At 50.7% G+C, this 207-nt stretch carries 1 rRNA gene; it reads left to right on the top strand.

The features are described from left to right. Nucleotides 1-207, top strand: a 23S ribosomal RNA gene (locus AABK37_RS42340); the annotation flags it as partial.

The following is a 207-nucleotide window of genomic DNA, read 5'->3' as shown; positions in this document are numbered from 1 at the left end:
GAAAGCGAGTCTGAAAAGGGCGCAATTAATCAGTGTTTATAGACCCGAACCCTGGTGATCTAACCATGTCCAGGATGAAGCTTGGGTAACACCAAGTGGAGGTTCGCACCGACCGATGTTGAAAAATCGGCGGATGAGGTGTGGTTAGGGGTGAAATGCCAATCGAACCAGGAGCTAGCTGGTTCTCCCCGAAATGTGTTTAGGCGC

The sequence above is a fragment of the Tolypothrix sp. VBCCA 56010 genome, from assembly GCF_050875635.1.
Taxonomy (GTDB): Bacteria; Cyanobacteriota; Cyanobacteriia; order Cyanobacteriales; family Nostocaceae; genus Hassallia.
The sequence above is the reverse complement of the archived record's forward strand: the minus strand, read 5'-3'. Positions and strand labels throughout refer to the sequence as shown.